This window comes from Quisquiliibacterium transsilvanicum, from assembly GCF_014202215.1.
Lineage (GTDB): Bacteria > Pseudomonadota > Gammaproteobacteria > Burkholderiales > Burkholderiaceae_E > Quisquiliibacterium > Quisquiliibacterium transsilvanicum.
Genome location: NZ_JACHGB010000001.1, coordinates 640,984 through 661,924 on the forward strand (window position 1 = coordinate 640,984; position 20,941 = coordinate 661,924).

17 protein-coding genes are annotated in these 20,941 nt (G+C 67.6%); 5 read left to right on the forward strand and 12 right to left on the reverse strand.

What is annotated here, in order from left to right; all coding sequences use genetic code 11:
• Positions 1 to 15: 15 nt before the first annotated feature.
• The 5 genes from HNQ70_RS02895 to HNQ70_RS02915 form a co-directional block, all read right to left on the reverse strand.
• A complete protein-coding gene (locus HNQ70_RS02895) occupies positions 16 to 216 on the reverse strand; it encodes a YdcH family protein (RefSeq protein WP_183964036.1) in 201 nt (66 codons plus the stop codon).
• Between the two features lie 142 nt (positions 217 to 358).
• The gene (zapE, locus tag HNQ70_RS02900) at positions 359 to 1,456 is read right to left on the reverse strand and encodes a cell division protein ZapE (protein WP_183964038.1); all 1,098 of its coding nucleotides are present in this window, start codon (positions 1,454 to 1,456) and stop codon (positions 359 to 361) included.
• An 8-nt stretch (positions 1,457 to 1,464) separates the two neighbouring features.
• Complete coding sequence (lpdA, locus tag HNQ70_RS02905; RefSeq protein WP_183964040.1) at positions 1,465 to 2,898, reverse strand: dihydrolipoyl dehydrogenase; 1,434 nt, start codon at positions 2,896 to 2,898, stop codon at positions 1,465 to 1,467.
• A 21-nt stretch (positions 2,899 to 2,919) separates the two neighbouring features.
• Entirely contained in the window at positions 2,920 to 4,224 is a 1,305-nt protein-coding gene (gene odhB / locus HNQ70_RS02910; RefSeq protein ID WP_183964042.1) for a 2-oxoglutarate dehydrogenase complex dihydrolipoyllysine-residue succinyltransferase, read from the reverse strand.
• A gap of 81 nt (positions 4,225 to 4,305) precedes the next feature.
• The gene (locus tag HNQ70_RS02915) at positions 4,306 to 7,164 is read right to left on the reverse strand and encodes a 2-oxoglutarate dehydrogenase E1 component (RefSeq protein ID WP_183964310.1); all 2,859 of its coding nucleotides are present in this window, start codon (positions 7,162 to 7,164) and stop codon (positions 4,306 to 4,308) included.
• Positions 7,165 to 7,511: 347 nt separating this feature from the next.
• Between HNQ70_RS02915 and HNQ70_RS02920 the strand changes: the two genes are divergently transcribed.
• From HNQ70_RS02920 to HNQ70_RS02935, 4 genes are all read left to right on the forward strand, one after another.
• Positions 7,512 to 9,335: an FAD-dependent oxidoreductase gene (locus HNQ70_RS02920; protein WP_183964044.1), complete on the forward strand. Its 1,824-nt coding sequence runs from the start codon at positions 7,512 to 7,514 to the stop codon at positions 9,333 to 9,335.
• Positions 9,332 to 11,188: a 2-oxoacid:acceptor oxidoreductase subunit alpha gene (locus tag HNQ70_RS02925; RefSeq protein ID WP_183964046.1), complete on the forward strand. Its 1,857-nt coding sequence runs from the start codon at positions 9,332 to 9,334 to the stop codon at positions 11,186 to 11,188. The genes HNQ70_RS02920 and HNQ70_RS02925 overlap by 4 nt, the downstream gene beginning before the upstream one ends.
• Before the next feature lie 11 nt (positions 11,189 to 11,199).
• A complete protein-coding gene (locus HNQ70_RS02930) occupies positions 11,200 to 12,255 on the forward strand; it encodes a 2-oxoacid:ferredoxin oxidoreductase subunit beta (protein ID WP_183964048.1) in 1,056 nt (351 codons plus the stop codon).
• Between the two features lie 99 nt (positions 12,256 to 12,354).
• Complete coding sequence (locus HNQ70_RS02935; protein WP_221302598.1) at positions 12,355 to 13,710, forward strand: cation:proton antiporter; 1,356 nt, start codon at positions 12,355 to 12,357, stop codon at positions 13,708 to 13,710.
• A gap of 86 nt (positions 13,711 to 13,796) precedes the next feature.
• On the opposite strand, the gene gltA is transcribed toward HNQ70_RS02935, so the two are convergent.
• The 7 genes from gltA to HNQ70_RS02970 form a co-directional block, all read right to left on the reverse strand.
• Positions 13,797 to 15,104 (reverse strand): citrate synthase, encoded by a 1,308-nt coding sequence (gene gltA, locus HNQ70_RS02940; RefSeq protein ID WP_183964050.1) that lies wholly within the window; start codon positions 15,102 to 15,104, stop codon positions 13,797 to 13,799.
• Positions 15,105 to 15,141: 37 nt separating this feature from the next.
• On the reverse strand, positions 15,142 to 15,426 hold the full coding sequence (locus HNQ70_RS02945) for a succinate dehydrogenase assembly factor 2 (RefSeq protein ID WP_183964052.1): 285 nt from the start codon (positions 15,424 to 15,426) through the stop codon (positions 15,142 to 15,144).
• Positions 15,427 to 15,447: 21 nt separating this feature from the next.
• A complete protein-coding gene (locus HNQ70_RS02950) occupies positions 15,448 to 16,200 on the reverse strand; it encodes a succinate dehydrogenase iron-sulfur subunit (RefSeq protein ID WP_183964054.1) in 753 nt (250 codons plus the stop codon).
• A 52-nt stretch (positions 16,201 to 16,252) separates the two neighbouring features.
• Positions 16,253 to 18,043, reverse strand: coding sequence for a succinate dehydrogenase flavoprotein subunit (gene sdhA / locus HNQ70_RS02955; protein ID WP_183964056.1), 1,791 nt, complete (start codon positions 18,041 to 18,043; stop codon positions 16,253 to 16,255).
• 1 nt (position 18,044) lies between these two features.
• The gene (gene sdhD, locus HNQ70_RS02960) at positions 18,045 to 18,395 is read right to left on the reverse strand and encodes a succinate dehydrogenase, hydrophobic membrane anchor protein (protein ID WP_183964058.1); all 351 of its coding nucleotides are present in this window, start codon (positions 18,393 to 18,395) and stop codon (positions 18,045 to 18,047) included.
• Position 18,396: 1 nt separating this feature from the next.
• Complete coding sequence (gene sdhC, locus HNQ70_RS02965; RefSeq protein ID WP_183964060.1) at positions 18,397 to 18,822, reverse strand: succinate dehydrogenase, cytochrome b556 subunit; 426 nt, start codon at positions 18,820 to 18,822, stop codon at positions 18,397 to 18,399.
• A 150-nt stretch (positions 18,823 to 18,972) separates the two neighbouring features.
• Positions 18,973 to 19,731 (reverse strand): GntR family transcriptional regulator, encoded by a 759-nt coding sequence (locus tag HNQ70_RS02970; protein ID WP_183964062.1) that lies wholly within the window; start codon positions 19,729 to 19,731, stop codon positions 18,973 to 18,975.
• Positions 19,732 to 19,900: 169 nt separating this feature from the next.
• On the opposite strand from HNQ70_RS02970, the gene HNQ70_RS02975 reads away from it, so the two are divergent.
• Positions 19,901 to 20,884 carry a malate dehydrogenase gene (locus HNQ70_RS02975; protein WP_183964064.1) on the forward strand — a complete coding sequence of 328 codons (984 nt, stop codon included), beginning with the start codon at positions 19,901 to 19,903 and terminating at the stop codon, positions 20,882 to 20,884.
• Positions 20,885 to 20,941 lie beyond the last annotated feature (57 nt).

The window sequence follows — 20,941 nt, forward strand, 5'->3', positions numbered from 1 at the left end:
GGACCGGGGAGCGCGTCAGGCCTGGACGTCCGGCACCAGCTGCATCTGCAGCAGCATGATCGAGTCCTTGATCTGGAGCTTGCGCTTCTTGAGGCGACGCAGCTGGAGCTCGTCGAACCGGGTCTGCTGTCCGATGGCGTCGATCATGGCGTCGAGCCCGCGATGCTCGAGCTGGAGCTCGGCGATGCGCCGCTTGATCGATTCCTTATCCGTCATGGTCGAGTGAAAGCTCCCGGGAGAACCCGCTGCAGGCAGGCCGCTGCGTCAGCTCGGAATGATAGACCGCCGGATGCCCGCCGTCCAAGTCCGCGGGCGCCGCCGCCACGCAACGTCAGATGCGCGCCGCGCGGAGCGCCGCTCAGGCAGGGTCCGCCGCGGACTCCCGGCGCGGCGCATCGAGATATTCGCGCGACTGCATCTCGACGATCCGGCTGACGGTGCGATGGAATTCGCCGGCCATCGCGCCTGCGGTGTAGAGCTCCTCGGGCGGGCATTCCGCCGAGATCAGCAGCTTCACCCGCTGGTCGTAGAAGACGTCGACCAGCCAGACGAAGCGCCGCGCCTCCGAGGCCATTGCCGCGCTCATTCTCGGCACCCCTGACAGGATCACGGTGTGGAAGCGCTGCGCAATCTCCAGATAGTCGTTCTGCGAGCGCGGGCCGCCGCACAGCGTGCGGAAGTCGAACCACACCACGCCGCCCGAGCGTCGCAGCGCGCGGATCTCCCGGTTCTCGATCGACAGCGCCGGATCTTCGTCGTGCGCGCCGGCCAGCGAAGCGAACGCATCGCGCAGCTCACGGTCCGTGTCCGGCCCTGGCGGTGTCAGGTAGGCGCGCACCTGCTCCATGGTGCGCCGGCGGTAGTCGATGCCGGCATCCACGCTGAGCACGTCGAGACTGGACTTGAGCAGCGCGATCGCCGGCAGGATCCGGTCCCGGTGCAGGCCGTCCGGGTAGAGCCGATCGGGCTCGTAGTTCGAGGTCATCACGAAGGTCACGCCGTGCTCGAACAGGCCGCGCAGCAGCCGCTCGAGGATCATCGCGTCGGCGATGTCGGAGACGTGGAACTCGTCGAAGCAGACGAGGCGGTAGCGGCGGGCGAGCCGCCGGGCCACCTCGTCCAGCGGATTGGCCACCCCCTTGAGCGTGTCCAGCTCGCGGTGCACGCCGCGCATGAACTCGTGGAAGTGCAGCCGCGTCTTGCGCACCACCGGGACCGCATCGTAGAAGCAGTCCATCAGAAAGCTCTTGCCGCGCCCCACTCCGCCGTGCATCCAGACGCCGCGCGGCACCTCCGGCCGGTTGATCAGCTTCTTCAGGCGATTGGAACGCCGCGCCTTGAACGCGACGAGCTCGTCGTACATCTGCTGCAGGCGGCCGATGGCCGCGAGCTGGGCGTCGTCCGCCGTGTGCCCGCGATCCGCCAGCGCCTGTCGATATGCCTCGGTGACCTTCAAGACGCGCCCTACATGTTCAGGGCGCGCTTGTCGCTGGCGGCGAGCGCGGCCTCGCGGATCACCTCCGACAGCGACGGATGCGGATGGCAGATCCTGCCGATGTCCTCGGCCGAGGCGCGGAACTCCATCGCCACTGCCGCCTCGGCGATCAGGTCCGAGGCGTTGGAGGAGACGATGTGGACGCCGAGGATCTCGTCGGTCTTCGCGTCGGCCAGCACCTTCACGAAGCCTTCCTCCAGCGCCATCCCGAGCGCCCGGCCGTTGGCCGCGAACGGAAACTGCCCGGTCTTGTAGGCCACGCCGTCGGCCTTCAGCTGCTGCTCGGTGCGGCCGACCCAGGCGATCTCGGGCGAGGTGTAGACCACCCAGGGGATGCAGTTGTAGTCGATGTGCGGTTTCTGTCCGGCGATCAGTTCGGCCACCATCACGCCCTCGTCCTCGCCCTTGTGCGCGAGCATCGGCCCGCGCACCACGTCGCCGATCGCGAAGATGCCTGGCTGCTTCGTGCGGCACTGGTCGTCGACTTCGATGAAGCCGCGCGCATCCGGCTGCAGCCCCACGGTGTCGAGCCCCAGCCCGTCGGTGTTGGGAACCCGTCCGACCGACACGATCAGCCGGTCCACCTCGAGGGTCTGCGCGCCGCCCTGGTCGTCGGTCCAGGCCACCGAGACGCCCTTGCTGCCGGCCTTCACCTCGCCGAGCTTGGCCCCCATGCGGATATCAAGACCCTGTCTGGTGAAGATCTTCCAGCACTCCTTTGCAACCGCATCGTCGCAGGCGGCAAGGAAGGTCGGCATCGCCTCGAGCACCGTGACCTGAGAGCCGAGCCGGCGCCACACCGAACCGAGCTCCAGTCCGATCACGCCCGCGCCGATCACGCCGAGGCGCTCGGGCACGGATTCGAAGGCAAGCGCGCCCTCGTTGTCGCAGATCAGACGGTTGTCGACCTCGATACCCGGCAGGTGCCGCGCCTTGGAGCCGGTGGCAACGATGACGTTCTTCGCCTCGTTGACGTCCACCCCGCCATCGCCGTCCACCTCGATCTTCCAGAACCCGTCGGCAGCCCCGGCGAAGCGGCCGTGGCCCTTGAGCCAGGCGATCTTGTTCTTGCGGAACAGGAACTCGATGCCCTTGGTCATCTTGTGGACGATGCGGTCCTTGCGGGCCAGCATCTTGGGCACGTTCACCGACACGCCGCTGGCAGAGATGCCGTGCTCGCCGAGATGGTGCGCCGCGTTCTCGAACTGCTCGGAGGACGCGAGCAGCGCCTTCGAGGGGATGCAGCCCACGTTCAGGCAGGTGCCTCCCAGGGCGAGCTCGCCGCCGGGAGTCTTCCACTTCTCCACGCAGGCGACCTTGAAGCCGAGTTGCGCCGCGCGGATGGCGGCGATGTAGCCGGCCGGGCCCGCGCCGATGACGATGACGTCGTAACGTTCAGCCATGGTGTGTCTCCCTCGCCGTCTTCAGAGATCGAGCAGGAGACGCGCCGGATCCTCGAGCGCCTCCTTGATCGAGACCAGGAAGAGCACCGCCTCGCGCCCGTCGATGATGCGATGGTCGTAGGAGAGTGCCAGGTAGTTCATCGGCCGGATGACGATCTGCCCGTTCTCGACCACCGCGCGGTCCTTGGTCGCATGCACGCCGAGGATCGCCGACTGCGGCGGGTTGATGATCGGCGTCGACAGCATCGACCCGAACACCCCGCCATTGGAGATCGAGAAGGTGCCGCCGGTGAGGTCCTCGAGCGCCAGCTTGCCTTCGCCCGCGCGCTTTCCGTATTCGGCGATCTGCTTCTCGATCTGCGCGAAATTCATCTGGTCGGCATTGCGAACCACCGGCACCACCAGGCCCCGCGGCGACCCCACCGCAACGCCGATGTCGAAGTAGCCGTGATAGACGATGTCGGTGCCGTCGACCGACGCATTGACCACCGGGTATTTCTTCAGCGCATGCACCGCGGCCTTGACGAAGAAGGACATGAAGCCGAGCCGTGCGCCGTGCTCCTTCTCGAAGCGCTCCTGGTACTTCTTGCGCAGATCCATCACCGGCTGCATGTTCACTTCGTTGAACGTGGTGAGGATGGCGTTGGTGGCCTGCGATTGCAGCAGGCGCTCCGCGACCCGCTGGCGCAGCCGTGACATCGGCACCCGCTGCTCCGGCCGGCCCTCGAGCAGCGCAGCCGCGTCGACCGGCGGCCTGACCTGCGGCAGCGAGCTGGCCGGCGCTGCGACCGCCGGAATGGCGGGCGCCGGCGGCGGCACCGCCGCGGGACGCGCCCCGCCCTCGATGGCGGCGAGCACGTCGCCCTTGGTGATCCGCCCGTCTCGTCCGGTGCCGGCAACCTCGGCGGTGCCGAGGCTGTGTTCCGTCATCAGCTTGGCCGCGGCCGGCATCGCCACGTTGCCCTTCAGCCCGGAAGGCGCCGGCGCAGGCGCCGCCCGCGAACCGGGCGCCTGCACCTCGGTGATCGGCGCCGCCGGGATGCCCTCGGGCACGGGTCCGGGCACCGCCACCGCGCCCGCCTTGGCCTCGGTGTCGATCACCGCGATGACCTCCCCCGCCACCACGGTGGCCCCGTCGCCCTTGATGACCTGGGTGATCACGCCGGCCACGGGGGCCGGCAGCTCGAGCACGACCTTGTCGGTCTCGATGTCGATCAGGTTCTCGTCGCGGGCGACCGCATCGCCCGGCTGCTTGTGCCACTGCAGGAGCGTCGCTTCGGCGACCGATTCCGACAGTTGCGGCACTTTCACTTCAATCAAAGCCATTTGCTGCTCCGGATCTCTTGTCTTGTTCGGCCGGGCCGGCCTTCAGGCCGCGCCCCGGTCCTGGATGCCTTGTGCCGCCCGTCAGGCCTTCTTGGCCCGGCCGGTGCGCGCCTCGCCGAGCGCCGCTGCGATCAGCTCCTTCTGCTGGGCGTAGTGCTTGTCGTAGTAGCCCACCGCCGGCGACGCCGACGCCGCGCGCCCCGCGTACACCAGCCGCTGGCCCTCGCGCAGCGCCTCGGAGATGTGGTGCTGCACGTAGAACCAGGCGCCCTGGTTCTGCGGCTCGTCCTGGCACCAGACGATCTGGGTAGCGTGCGCGTACCGCTTCATCTCGGCCTCGAAGGCCTTGTGCGGGAACGGATACAGCTGCTCGACGCGTACCAGCGCGACGTCGTCGAGCTCGCGCTCGCGGCGCGCGCCCAGCAGGTCGTAATAGACCTTGCCGGTGCAGAAGACCACGCGCTTGACCTTCCTGGCATCGACCGCCGGGTCGGTCTCGCCGATCACGGTGTGGAAGCCGCCGCGGGAGAACTCTTCGAGCGTCGAGGTGGCCTCCTTGTTCCGCAGCAGCGACTTCGGCGTCATGATGACCAGCGGCTTGCGGAACAGGCGGATCATCTGCCGGCGCAGCAGATGGAAGATCTGTGCCGGGGTGGTCGGCTGGCAGACCTGCATGTTGTGCTCCGCGCACAGCTGCAGGAAACGCTCGATGCGCGCCGACGAGTGCTCGGGGCCCTGCCCCTCGTAGCCGTGCGGCAGCATCATCGTGAGACCGCAGACCCGGCCCCATTTCGTCTCGCCCGAGGAGATGAACTGGTCGATGACCACCTGGGCGCCATTGACGAAATCGCCGAACTGCGCTTCCCAGATCACCAGGGTGTTGGGCTCGGCGGTGGCGTAGCCGTACTCGAAGCCGAGCACCGCCTCCTCCGACAGCACCGAGTCGATCACGGTGAACGGCCCCTGGTTGTCGGCGACGTGCTCGAGCGGGATGTAGCTGCCGGCATCCCAGCGCTCGCGGGCCTGCTCATGGAGCACCGCGTGACGGTGCGTGAAGGTGCCGCGCCCCGAGTCCTGACCGGACAGGCGCACGCCGAATCCCGACGAAAGCAGCGAAGCGAACGCCAGATGCTCACCCATGCCCCAGTCGAGCGGCAGGTCGCCCGCCACCATCGACCGGCGGTCGGCGATCACCTTCTGCACCAGCGGATGCAGCCGGAAGCCTTCGGGCACCGTGGTGATGCGCTCGCCGATGCGGCGCAGCTCGGTCTTGGGCACGGCGGTATCGGCAGAGTCGGTCCAGCGCCGGTTCAGGAACGGCATCCAGTCGACCGCGAACTTGCTCTTGAAGTTCGACAACACCGGATCGGCGGTGTGACGCCCCTCGTCCATCGCCGCGCGGAAGCGCTGCACCTGCTCGTCGCCGTACTCCGGCGCCACCACGCCCTGCGTGGCGAGGCGATCCGCATACAGCTTGCGCGTGCCCGGATGCTGGCCGATCTTCTTGTACATCAGCGGCTGCGTGACCGCCGGAGTGTCCTGCTCGTTGTGGCCCAGCTTGCGGAAGCAGACGATGTCCACCACGATGTCCTTGCCGAACTCGCGCCGGAAGTCGAGCGCGATCTGCGTGGCGAAGACCACGGCCTCCGGATCGTCGCCATTCACGTGCAGCACCGGCGCCTCGATCATCTTGACCACGTCCGAGCAGTAGGACGTCGAGCGGGTGTCGCGCGGATCGGAGGTGGTGAAGCCGATCTGGTTGTTGATCACGATGTGCACCGTGCCGAAGGTGCCGTAGCCGCGCGTCTGAGCGAGGTTCAGCGTCTCCATCACCACGCCCTGCCCCGCGAAGGCCGCGTCGCCATGCACCAGCACCGGCAGGACCTGGTCGCCAGCCTCGTCGCCGCGACGGTCCATGCGCGCCTTGCAGGAGCCCTCCACCACCGGGTTGACGATTTCCAGGTGCGAAGGATTGAAGGCGAGCGACAGGTGCACCGGTCCGCCCGGAGTGGAGATGTCGCTGGAGAAACCCTGGTGGTACTTGACGTCCCCCGAGGGCAGGTCCTCCGCGTGACGACCTTCGAATTCGGCGAACAGGTCCTTGGGCATCTTGCCCAGCGTGTTGACCAGCACATTGAGGCGGCCGCGGTGGGCCATGCCGATCACGATCTCCTGCACGCCCTGCTCGCCGGCGCGCTGGATCAGCGCATCCATCGCCGCGATGAAGCTCTCGCCGCCCTCGAGCGAGAAGCGCTTCTGGCCGACGTAGCGGGTGTGCAGGTACTTCTCGAGCCCTTCAGCCGCGGTGAGCCGGTCGAGGATGCGCTTGCGCTGCTCGGCGGAGAAGGCGGGGCGCGACCGGGTGCTCTCGAGACGCTCCTGGATCCAGCGCTTCTGCGCCGGATCGGAGATGTACATGAATTCGGCGCCGATCGTGCCGCAGTAGGTCTCGCGCAGCGCCTGCAGGATGTCGCGCAGCGGCGCCTGCTCGAAGCCGAAGTAGGTGTTGGCCGCCGAGTAGATGTTCGCGTGGTCGCCTTCGGTGAAATCGTAGAACGCGGGTTCCAGCTCGGGGATCGCGGGCCGCTCCTGACGCTTGAGCGGATCCACGTCGGCCCAGCGTGCGCCGAGGAAGCGGTAGGCCGCCACCAGCTGCTGCACGTAGACCTGCTTGCGCGCCGTGCTGGCGTCGCCGCCCATCACGCGCGGCTGCAGCGTGCCTTCCTTGGCGCGTTCAGCGAAGGACTGGACGATCGGCGCGTGCGCGATGTCGCGGGTCTGCGGGTTGCCGTCGGCCGCGGGCACGGCCTGGAGGCTGTCGAACCACTCCCGCCAGCGTTCGGGCACCGACCCCGGGTTGTGGAGGTAGCTCTCGTACAGCTCCTCGACGTACGGCGCGTTTCCGCCGAACAGATAGGAGTTCGACAGGAAGGCTCTCATCATGGCGCTTCACCTTTCAAAACGAGTTTCTCGTCAAAGATGCGCGGTGGCAGCGGGATGCGGCGACCGGCGGCTGCCCGCCGGTTTCCGGGGGTCAGCGTGCGTCCTGCAGGGGGGCGTGAGTCAGGTCATAGGCAGGCTTTGGCGAATCACGCGAGCATATCACCGCACCTCCCGCGGCGCCGCGCCCCGGGCGATGCGGCGCGACGGTGAAAACGGCACAGAAACAGTGCATCTCGCACCGGTATTGCTTCTGCGCCGCCCCCCACCGCGCTAGACTTACACGGCACCCGTCTTGAAGACCGTCGTGCCTGCGCTGCGCGCGCGGGCGACCCGGAGGAGTCCAGTTGCAACCGACCGATATCCGCAATCCCGACTATTTCCACAAGGTCGTCGATTGCCAATGGGCCTGCCCGGCCCACACCCCCGTTCCCGAGTACATCCGGATGATCGCCGCAGGGCGCTACACCGACGCGTACATGGTGAACTGGAAGTCCAACGTCTTTCCCGGCATCCTGGGCCGCACCTGCGATCGCCCCTGCGAGCCCGCGTGCCGTCGGGGTCGCGTCGAAGAAGCACAGGCGCAGCGCCCCGAGCCCGTGGCCATCTGCCGCCTCAAGCGCGTGGCCGCCGACTACAAGGACGACGACATCTCCGCCCGGATGCCGCGCCCCGCCGCCCGTAGTAACGGCAGGCGCGTGGCATGCGTCGGCGCAGGCCCGTCCTCGCTGACCGTGGCGCGCGACCTGGCACCGCTCGGCTACGAGGTCACGGTCTTCGACCAGGACCCCAAGGCAGGCGGCTTCATCCGCTCGCAGATTCCCCGCTTCCGGCTCCCCGAGGAAGTCATCGACGAGGAGACCGGCTACATCTTCGATCTCGGCGTCGAGTTCCGCGGCGGCGTGCGCATCGACTCGATGAAGGCGCTGCTGGCCGAGGGCTTCGACGCTGTGTTCGTGGGCTCGGGCGCGCCGCGCGGCCGCGACCTCGACCTGCCCGGCCGCCAGGAGGCCGCAGCGCACATCCACGTCGGGATCGACTGGCTGTCGTCGGTTTCCTTCGGCCACATCACCTCGATCGGCAAGCGCGTCATCGTGCTGGGCGGCGGCAACACCGCGATGGACTGCTGCCGCACCTCCAGGCGGCTGGGCGGCGAGGACGTGAAGGTCATCGTGCGCTCCGGCTTCGAGGAGATGAAGGCCTCCCCCTGGGAGAAGGAGGACGCCATCCACGAGGGCATCCCCATCCTGAATTTCATGGTCCCCAAGAGCTTCGTCCACGACCAGGGCCGGCTCACCGGGATGACCTTCGAGAAGGTCAAGGCCGTCTACGACGACAAGGGCCGCCGCAGCCTGGTGCCCACCGGTGACCCGGACGAGCTCGTCGAATGCGACCACGTCCTGATCGCCGTCGGCCAGGAGAACGCCTTTCCCTGGATCGAGAAGGATTGCGGCATCGCCTTCGACAAATGGGGCATGCCGGTCCTCGACGAGAACACCCTGCAGTCGACGCGCCAGAATGTCTTCTTCGGCGGCGACGCGGCACTGGGCCCGAAGAACATCATCTGGGCGGTGGCCCATGGCCATGATGCGGCGGTGTCCATCGACAAGATGCTGAACGGCGAGGACGTGCGCGAGCGCCCCGCCCCCGGCGTCACCCTGATGTCCCAGAAGATGGGCATCCACGAGTGGAGCTACGACAACGAGGTGGCGCCCGACGCGCGCCACAAGGTGCCGTGGCGCGACGTCAACCAGTCGCTGCGCAACATCAAGGTGGAGGTGGAGCTTGGCTTCGATCCGGCCACCGCGTGGAAGGAGGCGCAGCGCTGCCTGAACTGCGACGTGCAGACAGTGTTCAACGAACGCCAGTGCATCGAGTGCGATGCCTGCGTCGACATCTGCCCCACCGACTGCATCACCTTCACTGACAACGGCGTGGAGGCCGATCTGCGCACCCGCCTGCGCGCGCCGTCGACCAACACCGAGCAGGAGCTCTACGTCTCGGACGGCCTGAAGACGGGCCGCGTCATGGTCAAGGACGAGGATGTCTGCCTGCACTGCGGACTCTGCGCCGAGCGCTGCCCGACCGGCGCCTGGGACATGCAGAAGTTCCTGCTCACGATGACCCACGCCGGCCCCGGTTGCCGGGCACCTCAGCGGGAGGCCGCATGAGCACCACCACCACCCGGCGCATCGAGGCCGTCAACGACTTCGTCGTCAAGTTCGCAAACGTCAACGGCTCCGGCTCCGCCTCCGCCAATGAGCTCTTCGCCAAGAGCTTCATGCGGATGGGCGTGCCGGTCAGTCCGCGCAACATCTTCCCGTCGAACATCCAGGGGCTGCCCACCTGGTACGAGGTGCGCGTCACCGAAAAGGGCTACCTCGGGCGGCGCGGCGGCGTCGATCTCATGGTCGCCATGAACCCGCAGACCTGGGACAAGGACGTCGCCGAGATCGAGCCCGGCGGCTACCTGTTCTACGACAGCACGCGGCCGATGCCCGCATCGAAGTTCCGTCCCGACATCCACGTGATCGGCGTGCCGCTCACCGAAATGTGCAACGCGGCGTTCACCGACGCGCGCGAGCGGCAGCTGCTCAAGAACATCATGTACGTGGGCGCGCTGGCGGCGCTGCTGGGCATCGATGCCGAGGTTCTCCCGGAGCTGCTCGGCGAGCAGTACCGCGGCAAGGAAAAGCTGATGAAGCCCAACCTTGACGCCTTCCGCAAGGGCTGGCACTACGCCACCGAACACTTCGACGACGCGGTGGGCCTGCGCGTGCGCCGCGCCGCCAACGTCGGCGACCGCATCTTCATCGACGGCAACGCGGCCGCGGCGCTGGGCGCCGTGTACGGCGGCGCCACCGTCTGCGCCTGGTATCCGATCACGCCTTCCTCATCCGTGGCCGAGGCCTTCGAGAAATACTGCTCGAAGCTGCGCGTCGACAAGGAGACCGGGCGGCACAAGTACGCAATCGTGCAGGCCGAGGACGAGCTCGCCTCGATCGGCATGGTGATCGGCGCGGGCTGGAACGGCGCCCGCTCGTTCACCGCCACTTCGGGCCCTGGCGTGTCGCTGATGACCGAGTTCATCGGCCTGGCCTATTTCGCCGAGATCCCCGCGACCATCATCAACGTGCAGCGCGGCGGACCGTCGACCGGCATGCCGACCCGCACGCAGCAGGCCGACCTGACCGCCTGCGCCTACGCGTCGCATGGCGACACCAAGCACGTGCTGCTGTTCCCCGAAGACCCGTACGAGTGCTTCGAGTTCACCGCGCAGGCGCTCGACCTCGCCGACCGGCTGCAGACGCCGGTGTTCCTGATGACCGACCTGGACATCGGGATGAACCAGCGCCTCACCGCCCCCTTCCAGTGGGACGACGCGCGCCGCTTCGACCGCGGCAAGGTGATGACGGAAGAGGAGCTCGAGGCAGGCCGTGACTTCGGCCGCTATCTCGACGTGGACGGCGACGGCATCCCCTTCCGCACCCTGCCGGGCACGCACCCGACCAAGGGCTCCTTCTTCACGCGCGGCACCACCAGGGACGCCTACGCCCGCTACTCCGAGGCAGGCCCCGACTACCTCTACAACGTCAACCGCCTGCTGAAGAAGTTCGACACCGCGCGCGCCCTCGTGCCGCAGCCGATCGAACGCAAGGCCGCGCAGAAGACCCGCTTCGGCGCGATCTTCTACGGCTCCACCAGCCCCGCGATGGAGGAAGCCAGCGACGTGCTAGAAGCCCAGGGTCTCCATGTCGACACCCTGCGCCTGCGCGCCTTCCCATTCCCCGAATCGGTGCGCCGCTTCATCGATGAGCACGACGTGGTCTACGTGATCGAGCAGAACCGGGACGCGCAGCTGCGCTCGATGCTGGTCAACGAACTCGAAGCCGCGCCCGCCCAGCTGGTGCCGGTGCTGCATTTCGACGGCACGCCGATCACCGCCCGCTTCATCGTCCGCGAGATCGCCGACCGCGTGAAGGGCAGCAACGTCGAGCCGCTCAAACGCGGCAAGGTCGCCTGAAGGACCGCACGATGACATTCCTCGCAAAACCCAAGCTGCACCACCCCACCCTTCCCGCCAACCGCCTGGGCTACACCCGGCGCGACTACGAGGGCAAGATCTCCACGCTGTGCGCCGGCTGCGGGCACGACTCGATCTCCGCGGCCATCATCCAGGCCTGCTGGGAGCTCGACGTCGAACCGCACCGGGTCGCCAAGCTGTCCGGCATCGGCTGCTCTTCCAAGACACCCGACTACTTCCTCGGCAGCTCGCACGGCTTCAACACGGTGCACGGCCGCATGCCGTCGGTGCTGACCGGCGCCAACCTGGCAAACCGCGACCTGATCTATCTCGGCGTCTCCGGCGACGGCGATTCCGCGTCGATCGGCCTCGGGCAGTTCGCGCACGTGATGCGCCGCGGCGTGAACATGACCTACATCGTCGAGAACAACGGCGTGTACGGGCTCACCAAGGGGCAGTTCTCGGCCACCGCCGACCAGGGCTCGAAGTCCAAGCGCGGCGTCGTGAACACCGACTCCCCGATCGACATGGTCTCGCTAGCGCTGCAGCTGGGCGCGAGCTTCGTCGGGCGCAGCTTCTCCGGCGACAAGGAGCAGCTCGTGCCGCTGATCAAGGCCGCGCTGGCACACCCGGGAGCTGCCTTCATCGACGTGCTCAGCCCCTGCGTGGCCTTCAACAACCACGCCGGCAGCACCAAGAGCTACGACTACGTCCGCGAGCACAACGAGGCGGTCAATCGCATCGACTTCATGCCGCGCCGCTCGGAGATCACCACCGATTACGCGCCCGGCTCGGTCACCGAGGTCGTCCAGCACGACGGCTCCGTGCTGCGCCTGCGCAAGATCGCGGAGGACTACGACGCGTCCGACCGCATCGGCGCGATGAACTTCGTCCAGGGCCACCAGGCCCGCGGCGAGATCGTCACCGGCCTGCTCTACCTCGATCCCGAGGCGGACGACCTGCACGCCCACCTCAACACCGTCGACCAGCCGCTCAACCGCCTGGACGAGGCCGCGCTGTGCCCTGGCGCGGCGATGCTCGAGCGCCTGAACGCCTCGCTGCGCTGACCGCGAACGGGGCCGGCGCCAAATGCGATCGCCGGCCCCCGTCTCTCCCGACCCCGGGTCGCCAACCTCTTGTGCCCGGTTCGCGCCGGGAGACGCTCGATGAAATCACGCATGCACGCCGGGCGTGCCTGGGCGCTCGGAGCCCTCGCCATTGCGCCCGCGAGCGCCCACGCCGCCGGTTCCGCGGCCGCTGCCGAGGCCTTCGCCTGGCTGGCGCTGATCCTCGTCGCCGCGCGCCTGGGCACCCTGCTCGAGCGCTGGCGGCAGCCCTCCGTGCTGGGCGAGATCCTGATCGGCGTGGTCATCGCCAACGTTGCGCTGGTCGGGCTCCCGGACATCTCCAGCAGCGAGGCGCTGCCCTTCGTCGACTTCCTGGCGCAGCTCGGCGCGGTGATCCTGCTGTTCCAGATCGGCCTGGAAACCAACATCCAGTCGATGCGCCGGGTCGGCGGGCGCGCCTTCGCGGTCGCCAGCCTGGGCGTGGTGGTGCCGTTCGTCCTCGGCACCTTCCTGGTCGGCCCGCTGCTGATGCCAGGCATGAGCGAGGCCGCCTACCTGTTCCTCGGCGCCGCGCTCACCGCGACCTCGGTGGGCATCACCGGCCGCGTGTTCCGCGACATGAACTGCATCCTCAAGCCCGAGGCGCAGATCGTCCTGGGGGCGGCGGTGATCGACGACGTGCTCGGCCTGATCGTCCTCTCCGTGGTCTCCGCCATCGCGACCCAGGGCAGTGTGTCCGCCGCCAGCGTCGCCATCCTGAGCGCGCAGGCCCTGGCCTTCCTCGTGGCGTCGGTCCTGCTGGGGCAGATGGCTGCGGGACACCTGAGCCGGATGTTCGCAGCCATCCACACGGGGGCCGGAACCAAGCTCGCGGTTGCGCTCGGCTTCTGCCTTCTGATGGCCTGGCTTGCGCATCTGATCGGCCTGGCGCCGATCGTCGGCGCGTTCGCCGCCGGCCTGGTGCTCGACGAGGTGCAGTTCCGTCACTTCGACGACCCGACGATCAAGACCGAGCTGCTCGAGGCGACCGCACATGCCGCCCCCGACACGAGGGAGTCGGTGCGCCGCGTCGTCGACGCCCACGCCCACAAGCACCTCGAGCACATGCTCGAGCCGGTGGGGCACCTGCTGGTGCCGGTGTTCTTCGTGGTCGCCGGCATGCAGGTGAAGCTGCAGCACCTGACCGACCCGCGGATCCTGCTGCTGGCGCTGGCGCTGACCGTCGCTGCGGTGGCCGGCAAGGTCGTCGCCGGAGTCGTCGCCGGACCGGTGAACCGCTGGGTGGTCGGCTGGGGCATGGTGCCCCGCGGCGAGGTCGGCCTGATCTTCGCGTTCGTCGGCAAGCAGCTCGGGGTGGTCGACGACCAGATGTTCTCGGTGATCGTGCTGATGGTGATGTTCACCACGCTGATCACGCCGCCGATCCTGGGCCTCCTGCTTCGGCCGAAGCGCTGACGGCGCGCCGGGACGCAAAAAAGCCGCCTTCGGGCGGCTTTTTTGCGTCCCGGGCCCGGCAGCAGCCGGCCCCGGCTTCCAGCGCATCAGCGCTGCGCGATGGGCACCACCTCGCGGCGCGTCGAGCCCGTGAACAGCTGGCGCGGACGGCCGATCTTCTGGTCCGGCTCGCCGATCATCTCGCCCCACTGCGCGATCCAGCCCACGGTGCGGGCCAGCGCGAAGATGCAGGTGAACATCTCGGTCGGGATGCCGAGCGCCCTCTGCACGATGCCCGAGTAGAAATCGACGTTCGGGTAGAGCTTGCGCTGCACGAAGTACTCGTCCTCGAGGGCGATCTGCTCGAGCTTCATCGCCAGCGCAAACAGCGGGTCGTTTTCCAGGCCCAGCTCGCCCAGCACTTCGTAGCAGGTCTCGCGCATCAGCTTGGCGCGCGGATCGTAGTTCTTGTAGACCCGGTGGCCGAAGCCCATCAGCTTCACGCCGGAGTTCTTGTCCTTCACGTTCGCGATGAAGTCGCCGATCTTCTCGATGCCGCCCTGCTGCTGGATCTCGCCGAGCATCACCAGGCAGGCCTCGTTGGCGCCGCCGTGCGCCGGACCCCAGAGGGTGGCAATGCCCGCAGCGATGCAGGCGAAGGGGTTCGCTCCCGACGAGCCCGCCAGCCGCACCGTGGAGGTGGAGGCGTTCTGCTCGTGGTCCGCGTGCAGGATCAGGATGCGGTCGAGCGCGCGCTCCAGCACCGGATTGACCTGGTACTCCTCGCAGGGCGTGCCGAACATCATCCGCATGAAATTGCCCGCATACGACAGGTCGTTGCGCGGATACATGAACGGCTGGCCGACCGAATACTTGTAGGCCATCGCCACCATGGTCGGCATCTTGGCGATCAGGCGGATCGCCGAGACGAAGCGGTGCTCGGGGTTCTGGATGTCGAGCGAGTCGTGATAGAAAGCCGACAGCGCCCCCACGCAGCCCACCAGGATCGCCATCGGGTGCGCGTCACGGCGGAAGCCGGCGAAGAAGCGCGTCATCTGCTCGTGGATCATCGTGTGCTTGAGCACACGATTCTCGAAGTCCTTGCGCTGCGCTTCGTTCGGCAGATCGCCGTTGAGCAGCAGGTAGCAGGTCTCGAGGTAGTCGCAGTTCACCGCAAGCTGCTCGATCGGGAAGCCGCGGTACAGCAGCTCGCCCTTGTCGCCATCGATGTAGGTGATCTTCGACTCGCAGGCGGCGGTCGACAGAAAGCCCGGGTCGAAGGTGAACTTGCCGGACGCGCCATACAGCTTCCGGATGTCGACCACGTCCGGTCCCATCGTGCCCTTGTGGATGGGCAGCTCGACGGACGGGGTGCCGTCGGAGAAGGACAGCGTGGCTTTGTGCTGTGTGGTCATCGGTCGGATTCCTGTAGTGCTCTCAATAATGTTCGGGTCAGGCCTCGCGCAGCCCCTGCAGCACGTGCAGCGCGCCGGGCGACAGCTCGCCGGGCTCCGGCTCCCGCCGCGCGAGGATCAGGTCCATCAGCTCGTTGTCCGAAAGGTCGAGCAGTTCGTGCAGCCCGGAGACATCCTCGTCCGCCAGCGACTCCTCGTGCGCGTCGAGGAAGCGGGTCAGCACGAGGTCGTTTTCCAGCAGACCGCGGCGCGAGCGCCAGCGCAGGCGCCGACGCCGCGCCGGATCGGCCTGGTGCGAATCGCCGGGCGTCGGATCGTCCATGGTTAGCTCCCCCGCGCGCGATCAGACCGCGCGCCGGACCATCAGTTCCTTGATCTTGCCGATCGCCCGCGTGGGGTTGAGCCCCTTCGGACAAACGTCGACGCAGTTCATGATGGTGTGGCAGCGGAACAGCCGGTACGGATCCTCGAGGTCATCGAGGCGGGCGCTGGTGGCCTCGTCCCTGCTGTCGGCGATGAAGCGGTAGGCCTGCAGCAGGCCGGCGGGGCCGACGAACTTGTCGGGGTTCCACCAGAACGACGGGCAGGAGGTCGAGCAGCAGGCGCACAGGATGCACTCGTAGAGCCCGTCGAGCTCCTCGCGCTCCTCGGGGCTCTGCAGGCGCTCCTTCTCGGGCGGCGGCGTGTCGTTGATCAGATAGGGCTTGATCGAGTCGTACTGCTTGAAGAACTGCGTCATGTCCACGATGAGGTCGCGGATCACCGGCAGCCCGGGCAGCGGCCGCAGCACGATCGGCTCCTTCAGCTCGCGAAGGTTGGTCGTGCAGGCCAGGCCGTTCTTGCCGTTGATGTTCATCGCGTCCGACCCGCACACGCCCTCGCGGCAGGAACGCCGGAACGCGATGGAATCGTCGGTCGACTGCTTGATGCGCATCAGCGCGTCCAGCAGCATCTTGTCGGTGGGCAGAAGCTCCACCTCGAGGCTCTGCATGTACGGCTTGGCATCCTTGTCCGGATCGTAGCGGTAGATCGAGAATTTCACGACCCGCTTGCTCGCGGTCGGCGCCGCCACCTGTTTCTCTGCCACTGCGCTCATTGCTGCTCCCGTGCGCTTCTTGCGTTGGTCTGTGCTTCGCGGGCTGGCCGCATCAGAAGGTCCGCGCCTTCGGCTGGAAGGTCTCAACCGTCAGCGCCTTCAGGTTCACCGGCTTGTAGTCGAGCCGGTTGCCCTCCGAGTACCACAGGCTGTGCTTCATCCAGGTGGCGTCGTCGCGATCCGGATGGTCACGGTGCGCATGCGCTCCGCGGCTCTCCTTGCGCGCCTCGGCCGACACGATGGTCGCCTTGGCCACCTCTACGAGGTTCGCCACTTCGAGGGCCTCGACGCGCGCGGTGTTGAACACCTTCGACTTGTCCTTCAGGTGGATGTTGTCGTTGCGCTTGGAAATCTCGAGGATCCGGTCGACACCCTGCTTGAGCAGGTCGGAGGTGCGGAACACGCCGCAGTGCGCCTGCATCGTGCGCCGGATGTCGTTGGCGACGTCCTGCGTGCCTTCGCCCGAGGTCGATCCGTCGAGCCGGGCCAGGCGCGCCAGCGTTGCATCGCCCGCGTCCCTGGGCAGCGGACGGTGCGTGCCCTGCTTGAGGCCGTGGCTGACGATGTGGTTGCCGGCCGCGCGGCCGAACACCAGCAGGTCGAGCAGCGAGTTGGTGCCCAGCCGGTTGGCGCCGTGCACCGACACGCAGGCGCACTCGCCGATCGCGTAGAGGCCGCTGACCACGGCGTTCGGGTTGCCGTCCTTCGGCACCACCACCTGGCCGTGGTAGTTGGTCGGGATGCCGCCCATCTGGTAGTGAATGGTGGGGACGACCGGGATCGGGTCCTTGATCGGATCGACGTTGGCGAACTTGATGGCGATCTCGCGGATCGACGGCAGCCGCTTCATGATCGTCTCGGCGCCGAGGTGATCGAGCTTGAGCAGCACGTAGTCGCCGTCCGGCCCCGCGCCGCGCCCTTCCTTGATCTCCTGGTCCATCGAACGCGAGACGAAGTCGCGCGGCGCCAGGTCCTTGAGCGTGGGCGCATAGCGCTCCATGAAACGCTCACCGTGCTTGTTCAGCAGGATGCCGCCCTCACCGCGCACGCCTTCGGTGATCAGCACGCCGGCACCCGCGACGCCGGTCGGGTGGAACTGCCAGAACTCCATGTCCTCGAGCGGAATTCCCGAACGCGCCGCCATCCCGAGCCCGTCGCCGGTGTTGATGAACGCGTTGGTCGACGCCCCGAAAATCCGGCCCGCGCCGCCGGTGGCGAACACCGTGACCTTGGCCTCGAGGACCATCACGTCGCCCGTTTCCATCTCCAGCGCGATCACGCCGCAGCAGTTGCCCTCGGCGTCACGGATGATGTCGAGCGCCATCCACTCGACGAAGAACTGGGTGCGCGCGCGCACGTTGCGCTGATAGAGCGTGTGCAGCAGCGCATGCCCGGTGCGGTCGGCCGCTGCGCAGGCGCGCTGCACCGGCTTCTCGCCGAAGTTGGCGGTGTGGCCGCCGAAGGGGCGCTGATAGATGGTGCCGTCCGGGTTGCGGTCGAAGGGCATGCCGAAGTGCTCGAGCTCGTACACCACCTTCGGCGCCTCGCGGCACATGAACTCGATGGCGTCCTGGTCGCCCAGGTAGTCCGAACCCTTGACGGTGTCGAACATGTGCCAGTACCAGTTGTCTTCGCTCATGTTGCCCAGCGACGCACCGATGCCGCCCTGCGCGGCCACCGTGTGCGAGCGGGTCGGGAAGACCTTCGAGAGCACCGCCACGCTGTAGCCGGCCTCGGCCAGCTGCAGCGAGCAGCGCATGCCGGCGCCGCCGGCGCCGATGATGACAGCGTCGAACTTGCGCCGCGGCAGGTTGTTCGCCAGATGGTTCAGCACGTCGGCCATCTCAGACGCTCCAGAGAATGTTCACCGCCCACAGCGCGTAGGCGACCAGCGCGACGATCGTGCACACCTGCAGAAACAGGCGCACTCCCGTCGGCTTGATGTAGTCCATGAAAATGTCGCGCACGCCGATCCAGGCGTGCCAGAACAGGGAGAGCAGCGCCAGCAGCGTGAGCACCCGCATCCAGCCCGATGCGAACAGCCCCGCCCAGGTGCCGTAGCTGAGTTCGGGCTGTGCGAGCAGCACCACGCCCAGCACCACCGTGTACACCGCCAGCACGATCGCGGTGATGCGCTGCGCCAGCCAGTCCTTGAGCCCGTAGTGGGCCCCCACAACGATCCGTTTCGTCGTCATCTCAGAACACCCCGAAAAGCTTCAGCGCCACCACCAGCGTCAGCACCAGGCTCACGCCCAGCACGACGGAAGCGGAGGTCCTGGCCTGCTCCTTCTCGACGCCGACGTGCAGGTCGAGGATCAGGTAGCGGATGCCTGCGCAGAAGTGGTGCAGGTAGGCCCAGGCCAGCGCCAGCAGCACCAGCTTGGCGAACCAGTGCGAGGAGATCGCCCGGTAGTTCTCGTAGCTGATCTCCGAGGTCAGGCTCTGCTGGAACAGGTAGAGCAGGAACGGCAGCCCCACCAGGAACAGCAGCGCGCCGCTGACGCGATGAAGGATCGAGACGAACCCCGCCAGCGGCAGCCGATACTGCGAAAGCTGCGAGACGTGGATGTTGCGGAACTCAGGCCGGGCACGCGGGCCCGGTTTGCCGGCCAGATCAGCCATGGGCACCCCTGCAAAAAGACGAGAAACGAAGTTCCCGAACGGTCATCGAAAACGAAATTTGTTTAGCCTGTTTATTTTGACCGATTTTCCGCGACGCACCAACCCGATGCATGATCGGCGGGAGCGCCTCGCCTCTTTTCGGATCGCCGCTCATCCGAGCTCGTTGCGATAGTGATGCCGATGCGTGACGTAGAGCCCGCGCCTCATCTCCACCGGCCGGTCCTCGTAGGTGTAGGTGACCCGCTCGACCAGCAGCAGGGGCTCGCCCGCCGCCACCGCCAGGGCCTTCGCGGTTGCCTCGTCCGCCGCCACCGCCTTCACGCGCTCGGTGGCGCGGATCATGCGCGTACCGAACTCGGCCTCGAACAGCGCATAGAGCGGCCCGGTGTAGGCGCTGAGCCGCTCGAACGTGAGCCCGCGGAACTGCGCACCCGGCAGCCAGATCTCGTCCAGCACCGTCGGCTGCCCCTGGAAGGAGAGCAGGCGGCGGATCTGCACCACCGCCTCACCCGCGCGCAGCTGCAGCGCGCGCGCCACGTCGCCCGGGGCACGCAGGCGCCGGCACTCGAGGATGCGGCTGTCCATGACCCCGGCCTCGCCGGCCTGGTCGGGCCGCAGCCGCAGGAAGCGGAACTGCGCGCGCGCCTCCTGGTGCGTGGCGACGAAGGTGCCCCTGCCCTGGCGGCGCACCACCAGGTTCTCGGCCGCGAGCTCATCGATGGCCTTGCGCACCGTGCCCTGGCTGACGCCGAACCGGGCCGCCAGCTCGGTTTCGCTCGGAATGAGCTCGCCCGGCTTCCACTCGCCGCCCTGCAGGCTGCGGGTGATCAGGCCCTTGATCTGGCGATAGAGCGGGCTGAAGGTGGGGCCTTCGCGTTCGACGCGCTCTCCCCTGCTCGATGCGTTCATGACGCGATTGCACCACAAGCCTGCGCCACTTTCAATAACTTATATCTTATATAAGACATAAGAGTAATTTGACAAGCGCGGACCCCGCGCAATACACTGCCGCGCAACCGCGGACCCACGACGGTCGCCGCCGGTTCCGCCCACCCGTCTGCTTTCGAGGAAACGCATCATGACCAAACCCGTCAAGCGCGTCGCAGTGACCGGCGCCGCCGGCCAGATCGGCTACAGCCTGCTGTTCCGCATCGCCAACGGCGACATGCTCGGCAAGGACCAGCCGGTGATCCTGCAGCTGCTCGACATCACCGCCGCCCTGCCCGCCGTCCGCGGCGTCGTCATGGAGCTGGAGGACTGCGCGTTCCCGCTGCTGCAGGGCGTGGTCGTGACCGACGATCCCAAGGCCGCCTTCAAGGATGCGGACTATGCGATGCTGGTCGGCGCCCGCCCGCGCAGCAAGGGCATGGAGCGCAAGGATCTGCTCGAGGCCAACGGCGCGATCTTCACCGTTCAGGGCCGCGCTCTCGACGAAGCCGCCAGCCGCGACGTGCGCGTCCTGGTGGTGGGCAACCCCGCCAACACCAACGCCTACATCGCGATGAAGTCGGCCCCGGGCCTGCCCAAGAAGAACTTCACCGCCATGCTGCGCCTGGACCACAACCGCGCGCTGTCGCAGATCTCCTCGCGCACCGGCAAGCCGGTCGACCAGATCGAGAAGCTGGCTGTGTGGGGCAACCACTCGCCGACCATGTACCCCGACTACCGCTTCGCCACCATCGGCGGCCAGTCGGTCAAGGCCATGATCAATGACGAGGCCTGGAACCGCGACACCTTCATCCCGACCGTGGGCAAGCGCGGCGGCGCCATCATCGAGGCACGCGGCCTGTCGTCGGCCGCCTCGGCCGCCAACGCCGCGATCGACCACATGCGCGACTGGGCGCTTGGCACCAGCGGCAAATGGGTGACCATGGGGATTCCGTCCGACGGCTCGTACGGCATCCCCGAGGACGTGATGTATGGCTTCCCCGTCACCTGCGCCAACGGCGAGTACACGATGGTCAAGGGCCTGGAGATCGACGAGTTCAGCCGCTCGCGCATGGACCTCACGCTCAAGGAACTGTTCGAGGAGCGCGACGGCGTCGCGCACCTGCTCGGCTGAGACCTTGCAGGCCGCGGCGGCGTACCCGCGTCGGGGCCACACCAGGCCCGGCCGGAA